The sequence below is a fragment of the Streptomyces sp. NPDC006602 genome (assembly GCF_042870385.1).
Lineage (GTDB): Bacteria > Actinomycetota > Actinomycetes > Streptomycetales > Streptomycetaceae > Streptomyces.
The window spans coordinates 129,029-135,571 of sequence record NZ_JBIAHG010000023.1 but is presented as its reverse complement, the minus strand read 5'-3'; the positions used below and the strand labels follow the sequence as shown (position 1 = coordinate 135,571).

The following is a 6,543-nucleotide window of genomic DNA, read 5'->3' as shown; positions in this document are numbered from 1 at the left end:
TTGCGTGCCGCCCACTCGGAAAGCTTCACCCGATCAAGATAACAGATAAGAAACGCTGAGATTCATTGATGAATCACGCAACAGTTGTCAGCCCCCCGATGTCACGGCCGGGGCGGTGACGCCGATCGCTCAGAGTTCCCGCGTCGCTTCCACGGTGGGCACGCGCGCTCCACCCCGAGCACGCGTGCCCGCCGCCCAAAGCGCCACTCGAACCACAGCGGCTCTGCGGCACCGTGGGGTACCCGACCTGTTCCCGCAGCCGGAGAGCGACATCCGAGCAATGCCGGACCGGGCCCCGATCGTCAATGCTCCTGGAGCACGGAGAGAACGTTCCCGGCGGGGTCGGTGAACCAGGCGATCGCCGCAGGGCCGCCGTCACCGACGCGGACCACGCCCTTCCCGTCATGGTCGAATCCGGGATAGCGCTCAAGGCTCACGCCGCGCCGCTCCAGTTCATCGACGGCGGCCTCGATGTCGTCCACAGGGAAGTTGAGAATCGTGAACGTTGCGGGGGTGTGGGTCTCCTTCCGGTAAACGAAGACACGCGCGCCGCTGCCGAGTGTGAGGGTCAGCATCGCCATGTCCCCCTGCCCGGTCTCCTCCACCTGGAGACCGAGAGTCTCACCGTAGAACCGGCGGGCCTCGCCAAGGTCGTCGACCGCGAAGCCGCTGAACGCCTGCGACTGTCCGAACATGCCGTATGTCTCCTTCACGGGTGAGCCGTCACAAGATCTCAGGGCACACCACACGCACCACGGTCAACGGCACGCCACGCGGTCGACGCCCGGATGGTCGTGCGCCCTTCACCCTCACCAAGCGATGACCGGCCGCCGCCTGTGCTCCGCCGACGGACAGTCACCGGAGCCGATCACCATCGACCCCGCACAGACCGCGCCGGGATTCGGCCTCCCCGCCACCGTCACCATGCTGCCCATCGTGGAAGTCCGCCAAGGCGAACAGGAGGAGGCTCAATGATCGCGGACATGCTGGGAAGGTGGCGCCCTCCACATCGTCGGCTGTCCGGCAGAGGCACAGACTCCTTTACTCGGCCGAGTACGCTGGACACCGACCTCGAAGAACGACCCGTCGCACGCCGCTCATCGACCACCCAACTGGGGGTCAAGGGGTCGCAGGTTCAAATCCTGTCGTCCCGACTCGATGGAGTCGCAGGTGAGGGGCGGTTTCGGAGAAATCCGAAACCGCCCTTTGATCACCGTTGGTGATCATCAGCACGGCGAGGTGGCCAAGGGCGGGGACCACACGCATCCGCCATCCCGCGAGATACGGGTCGAGGGTCTTCAACTCCAGCCCGCGCAGGGCGAGATCCATGTTCGCGTCGCCATGTTCGGCGAGTTTCATGGTGGCGAGCGACGGGGACGGTCCGGCCTGCGCGGCTTCGATGATGGACTGGAGCCACTCCTGCGCCTCGTCCTCGTCCGCCTTTCCCCCCGACAGGGACAGGCGCCGCCTTGTCGCGGGATCGAACCAGCGGACGCGCGCTCGGTAGGGCTTGGGGCGATCGGGCCGATATTCGATGTCGGTGGAGAGCCGGACGCCGACCGGAACAATGGGTTTCTCGGTCATCAGGCTTCTCGGCGCGGGACGGTCCGGCGGCCGTGCAGCCATTCCTCGACGTCGAGCGCGCTGTACATGACGACGCGTTCCGAAACGGAGACGAACGGCGGGCCCTGAGGTGGCCGAGCGGTGCGCCAGCGACGCAGAGTCGAGGCGTCTACGCGCAGGCAGGCGGCGAGGGCACGCGTCGAATACCAGGCGTTGGCCAGGAGGGACGAACGGCTGTCATCTTTTTGGCGTGGCGTGGGGTCTGGTGTTCGGGCATCGATGCGCCCCATGCCCGTCTCGTCCATCAGCGAGATGCCATGCGGATGGCGCCGTCGACGCGGATGACCTCACCGTTGAGCATGGGGTTCTCGGCGATGTGCCGTACCAGGGCGGCGAACTCGGCCGGATCGCCGAGGCGCGCAGGGTGGGGGACCTGCCGTGCGAGGGAGTCACGGGCCTCCTGAGGCAGTCCTGCCATGAGCGGGGTGTCGAAGAGGCCGGGTGCGATCGAGACCACGCGGATGAGGTGCTGGGCGAGTTCCCGGGCGGTGGGGAGGGTGAGGGCGGCCACCCCGCCCTTGGACGCGGCGTAGGCGGCCTGGCCGATCTGGCCGTCGTAGGCGGCCACCGAAGAGGTGGCTACGAGGACACCGCGCTCGCCGTCCACAGGCTCGGACTCGGCGATGCGCTGGGCGGCGAGCCGGAAGACGTTGAAGGTGCCGACGAGGTTGACACCGACCACCCGGGCGAAGGCGTCCAGGTTCAGTGGTCCGCTGCGGGAGAGCATGCGGCCGGGCGTCGCGATGCCCGCGCAGCTGACCGCGACGCGCAGCGGGCCCGGTTCGCTCGCCGCGTCCACCGCGGCCTGCACGGTGTCGGGGTCGGTGACGTCGCAGGGGACGAAGCGGACGCGAGGGCCGGCGCCCGCGAGCTCCTCGGTGACGGCGGCCCCCGGTGAGGAAGACAGGTCGGCTATGACCACATCGGCGCCGGCGCGCAGCAGCGCGGCGGCGGTAGCGCGGCCGAGACCGCTGGCGCCGCCGGTGACCAGGGCGGCGGATCCGGTGAGTTTCATGCCTGAGGCTCCTCGGGTGCGGTGCGCAGGACGTGGTGGGAGGGTTCGCTGCGGGCGCGGACCAGGTGGCGGCTGATGACGAGGCGCTGGATCTGGTTGGTGCCCTCGAAGATCTGCATGACCTTGGCCTCGCGCATGTAGCGCTCGACGGGGAAGTCCCGGGTGTAGCCCGCGCCGCCGAAGACTTGGACGGCGTCGGTGGTGACCCGCATCGCCGCCTCGGTGGCGACGAGTTTGGCGATGCTGGCCTGACGGGCGTACGGCAGTCCGGCGTCCTTGCGTCGGGCCGCCGCCAGCATGGTGGCCCGGGCGGAGTCCACGGCGGCCTCCATGTCGGCCAGCAGGAACGCCACTCCCTGGTGTCCGGCGATCGGTTGTCCGAAGGTCTCCCGCTGTTTCGCGTACGCGAGCGCGTCGTCGAGGGCGCCCTGGGCCAGGCCGACGGCGACGGCCGCGATGCCGAGCCGGCCCGCGTCCAGCCCGGCGAGGGCGATCGGCAGGCCCTGTCCCTCCTCGCCGAGACGCCGGCCCTCGGGGACTTGGACGTCGTCGAACCGCACGGTCGCCGTGGCCGATCCGGTCAGCCCCATCTTGCGCTCGGGTGGGTCGGCCGAGAGTCCGGGCGACTCGGCGGGGACGAGGAAACAGGAGACGCCGCGGGTGCGGTCATCGGAGGTGCGGGCCATCACCTGGTAGTAGTCCGCGTGACCGCCGTGGGTCGTCCACGCTTTCTCGCCCCGCAGGACGTAGGCGTCGCCGTCCCGCCGGGCGCGGGTGCGCATCGCGGCCGGGTCGGAGCCGGCGTGCGACTCCGACAGGCAGTAGGCGCCGAGCAGTTCACCGCCGAGCATGTCGGGCAGCCAGTTCTTACGCTGCTCCTCGGTGCCGTACTCGGCGAGGGCGAAGCAGGACAGCGTGTGCACGCTCAGTCCGACTCCCACGCTCGCCCAGCGGGCCGAGATCTCCTCGACGACCTGGAGGTAGACCTCGTAGGGCTGGGCGCTGCCCCCGTACTCCTCGGGGTAGGGCAGGCTGAGCAGCCCGGCTCGGCCGAGGATGCGGAAGACGTCACGCGGGAAGCGTTCGGCCCTCTCGTCGGCGGCGGCCCGGGGTGCGAGGGCACCGTCGGCGATCTCCCGGGTCAGGTCGAGCAGTTCGGCCGCCTCCTGGCTGGGCAGCAGGCGGGACACGTGCGCGGTCATGAGTTCGTCTCCCGGGTCGGGCCGGCCGGCGTCCGGCCGGTGGTCTGCGCGCGCTGTCGGCGCAGCAGGAAGCGCTGGGTCTTCCCGCTGGGTGTCTTGGGCAGTTGGTCGGTGAAGTGCACCGCCCGCGGGTAGGCGTGCGCGGCGAACCTCCGCTTGACGAGTTGCTGGAGCTCCGTCACCAGGTCCGCGTCGGGCGGTGTCCCGGGGCGCAGCACGACGAACGCCTCCAGTACCTCGCCGCGCAGGGTGTCGGGGACGCCGATGACGGCCGCCTCCAGCACCTGTTCGTGCTGTACGAGCACGCTCTCGACGTCGAAGGGGCCGATGCGGTATCCGGCCATGATGATCACGTCGTCGTCGCGGGAGGAGAAGAAGAAGCAGCCGTTCTCGTCCCTGAGGCCGGCGTCGCCCGTGAGGTACCAGCGGCCGTCGGCGCTGAACCGCTCGGCGGTCTTCTCCGGTGCTCCCGTGTAGCCGGTGAACCACAGCAGCGGGCTGTCCGGCACGCTGAGGGCCACTCGGCCGAGCGTGCCGGGCGGGGCGGGTTCGTCCCGCTCCTCGTACAGCACTTCGGCGGACCAGCCGGGCAGCGGTCGGCCCATCGAGCCGGGCGGCATCGGTGTCCGGACGGCGTCGGCCCAGGCGGCGGCGATGACCATGCCGTGCTCCGTCTGCCCGTAGTGATCGCGTACGGCCACGCCGAGGGCCTGCTCCGACCAGGCGACGACCTCCGGGGTGAGCGGCTCACCGGCGGAGGAGGCCCGCCGCAGCCGTAGCCCGTCGGGGACCGGGTCGGGCGCCGCCCGGAGACTGCGGTAGACGGTCGGTGCGGCCGTGAAGTTGGTGACGCCGAAAGCTGCCATGACCTGCCAGGTCAGGGCTGGGTTGAAGCCGGCGTGCAGCAGCAGGCTTCGGCGTGCGGCCGCGAGCGGGCCGAGGATCGCGTAGTAGAGGCCGTACGCCCAGCCGGGGTCGGCGGCGTTCCAGAACACGTCGTCCTCGCGCACGTCGAGGCCGAACTCCAGGTACGCCTGGAACGACGCCAGCGCCCGGACCGGGACCGGGACACCCTTGGGGGCGCCGGTGGTGCCCGAGGTGAACAACAGGACCAGCGGAGCGTCCGGGCCCGTCGCGACCGGGCGGCCCTGCGGCTCGTCGCCGGAGTACCGGGCGAGCAGTTCACCGAAGGACAGTTCGGCGCCCTCGGGGGCACCCCCGGCGACCACGGTCAGCCAGGGCCGGTCGGCGGGCATGTCCTCCCCGGGCGCGAGCTTGCCCCGCTGGTCCGCGTCGACCACGACGGCCTTCGCTCCACTCGCACCGAGCCGCAGGGCCACGGCGGACGGCGCGAAGGCGGTGAACAGCGGTACGTGCACGGCTCCGCGGCGCCAGATGCCCAGCAGGGCCACGACCAGATCGGCGGACTTGGCCATCAGGGTGGCGATCGCGTCGCCGGGCCCGATCCCCAGGTCGGTGAGCGCGGCGGCGAAACGGGCAGAGTCGCGGCGCAGGTCACCGTACGTGAGGTCCGTGGCCGTCAGGTTCTTGTCGACCACCGTGAAGGCCACCGCGTCTGCGGGATGCCGGTCGCAGAGCAGCTCCGCGGCACAGGCGTCCGGAGCACCGAAGAGGTCGAGCAACTCCCGCACCCGGCCGGCCGACGGCCCGCCGACGCCCGCGGACACCACCGAGGCCGATCGCTCGTTCATGGCCACGTCATCCCCTTTCCGATTCCGCCACCGCTCTATGGCGGGGGTGTTACGCCGGTTTATGCTCCGCATCACGACGACGGCGGACTACCCCCGGAAAGGGGTGACGGATGACGCACTCCGGCCCCGACACCCTTCTGCGGCCCGATGACGGCGACGCTCTCCGGCAGGTGCTCCGCCAGGCCCACGACCGCTCCGGCATCCCCGTCCTCTTCGGCGGACAGGTGGAGAACACCCAGCTGAGCCTGTCGCAGTTCATCGGTGTGCGGACGGCGGGTCTGCGCGGTCTCAGGGTGCGCGCCGAGGCCGGGCTGGGCGGCCGGGTCCTCACCACCGGGCGACCGGCCAAGGTGACCGACTACAGATCGGCCCGCTCGATCACGCACGACTACGACCGCCCCGTGCTGAGGGAGGGGATCCGCTCCGTCGTAGCGGTGCCCGTCGTGGTGTCCGGTGCGGTGCGCGCGGTGCTCTACGGGGCCTGTCGCGGCCCGGCCCCGCTCGGCGACCGGGCGGCCGAAGCGGTCGCCGATGCCTCCCGGCGACTGGCCGCCGAGCTGGTCATCCGCGACGAGGTCGACCACCGCCTGCGCCTGCTGGACGCCGCGCAGGGCCCTGCCGACGGCGGGCAACGGGGCGTGCCACTGGAGGAACTCCGCCAGGTGCACGCCGAGTTGCGGCGCATAGCCCAACAGGTGCCCGACAGTGACCTGCGCGGCCGGCTGCTCGACGTGGCCGGCCGACTGGCCCCGCCGTCCGCCGCCCAACCGGTACCGGGCCCGCCCCTGGCGCCCCGGGAACTCGACGTCCTGGCGCAGGTGGCGCTGGGCTGCAGCAACGCCGAAGCCGGGCGCAGGCTGTCGCTGCTGCCCGAAACGGTCAAGTCGTATCTGCGCAGCGCGATGCGCAAGCTGGGAGCGAGCACCCGCTTCGAGGCGGTGGTCGCCGCACGTCGACAGGGTCTGCTTCCCTAGGTTCTGTCCAGGTCGGA

General features: G+C 71.0%; 7 protein-coding genes and 1 pseudogene. 2 read left to right on the top strand and 6 right to left on the bottom strand.

The window, feature by feature from the left end:
* Positions 1-302 precede the first annotated feature (302 nt).
* Positions 303-695 carry a VOC family protein gene (locus tag ACFYO2_RS37135; RefSeq protein ID WP_388358386.1) on the bottom strand — a complete coding sequence of 131 codons (393 nt, stop codon included), beginning with the start codon at positions 693-695 and terminating at the stop codon, positions 303-305.
* A gap of 124 nt (positions 696-819) precedes the next feature.
* Between ACFYO2_RS37135 and ACFYO2_RS37130 the strand changes: the two genes are divergently transcribed.
* Positions 820-975: a hypothetical protein gene (locus tag ACFYO2_RS37130; RefSeq protein WP_388358383.1), complete on the top strand. Its 156-nt coding sequence runs from the start codon at positions 820-822 to the stop codon at positions 973-975.
* A gap of 237 nt (positions 976-1,212) precedes the next feature.
* Here ACFYO2_RS37130 and ACFYO2_RS37125 read toward each other — a convergent pair.
* The 5 genes and pseudogenes from ACFYO2_RS37125 to ACFYO2_RS37105 form a co-directional block, all read right to left on the bottom strand.
* Positions 1,213-1,584, bottom strand: a pseudogene (locus ACFYO2_RS37125) (site-specific integrase); the annotation flags it as partial.
* Positions 1,584-1,868: a helix-turn-helix transcriptional regulator gene (locus ACFYO2_RS37120; RefSeq protein ID WP_388358380.1), complete on the bottom strand. Its 285-nt coding sequence runs from the start codon at positions 1,866-1,868 to the stop codon at positions 1,584-1,586. The gene ACFYO2_RS37120 and the pseudogene ACFYO2_RS37125, both read right to left, overlap by 1 nt.
* Positions 1,868-2,638 (bottom strand): SDR family NAD(P)-dependent oxidoreductase, encoded by a 771-nt coding sequence (locus ACFYO2_RS37115; RefSeq protein WP_388358377.1) that lies wholly within the window; start codon positions 2,636-2,638, stop codon positions 1,868-1,870. The genes ACFYO2_RS37120 and ACFYO2_RS37115 overlap by 1 nt, the downstream gene beginning before the upstream one ends.
* Entirely contained in the window at positions 2,635-3,840 is a 1,206-nt protein-coding gene (locus tag ACFYO2_RS37110; RefSeq protein ID WP_388358374.1) for an acyl-CoA dehydrogenase family protein, read from the bottom strand. Before ACFYO2_RS37110 ends, ACFYO2_RS37115 begins: the two co-directional genes overlap by 4 nt.
* A complete protein-coding gene (locus tag ACFYO2_RS37105) occupies positions 3,837-5,552 on the bottom strand; it encodes an AMP-binding protein (protein WP_388358371.1) in 1,716 nt (571 codons plus the stop codon). Before ACFYO2_RS37105 ends, ACFYO2_RS37110 begins: the two co-directional genes overlap by 4 nt.
* Positions 5,553-5,662: 110 nt before the next feature.
* On the opposite strand from ACFYO2_RS37105, the gene ACFYO2_RS37100 reads away from it, so the two are divergent.
* The gene (locus ACFYO2_RS37100) at positions 5,663-6,526 is read left to right on the top strand and encodes a LuxR C-terminal-related transcriptional regulator (RefSeq protein ID WP_388358369.1); all 864 of its coding nucleotides are present in this window, start codon (positions 5,663-5,665) and stop codon (positions 6,524-6,526) included.
* The last annotated feature ends 17 nt before the right edge of the window (positions 6,527-6,543 follow it).

What these genes read in the sequence shown, in the direction of transcription:
- ACFYO2_RS37135 (WP_388358386.1), bottom strand. Translation starts at nt 695, where the DNA reads ATGTTCGGACAGTCGCAGGCGTTCAGCGGCTTCGCGGTCGACGACCTT.
- ACFYO2_RS37130 (WP_388358383.1), top strand. Translation starts at nt 820, where the DNA reads ATGACCGGCCGCCGCCTGTGCTCCGCCGACGGACAGTCACCGGAGCCG.
- ACFYO2_RS37120 (WP_388358380.1), bottom strand. Translation starts at nt 1,868, where the DNA reads ATGGACGAGACGGGCATGGGGCGCATCGATGCCCGAACACCAGACCCC.
- ACFYO2_RS37115 (WP_388358377.1), bottom strand. Translation starts at nt 2,638, where the DNA reads ATGAAACTCACCGGATCCGCCGCCCTGGTCACCGGCGGCGCCAGCGGT.
- ACFYO2_RS37110 (WP_388358374.1), bottom strand. Translation starts at nt 3,840, where the DNA reads ATGACCGCGCACGTGTCCCGCCTGCTGCCCAGCCAGGAGGCGGCCGAA.
- ACFYO2_RS37105 (WP_388358371.1), bottom strand. Translation starts at nt 5,552, where the DNA reads ATGAACGAGCGATCGGCCTCGGTGGTGTCCGCGGGCGTCGGCGGGCCG.
- ACFYO2_RS37100 (WP_388358369.1), top strand. Translation starts at nt 5,663, where the DNA reads ATGACGCACTCCGGCCCCGACACCCTTCTGCGGCCCGATGACGGCGAC.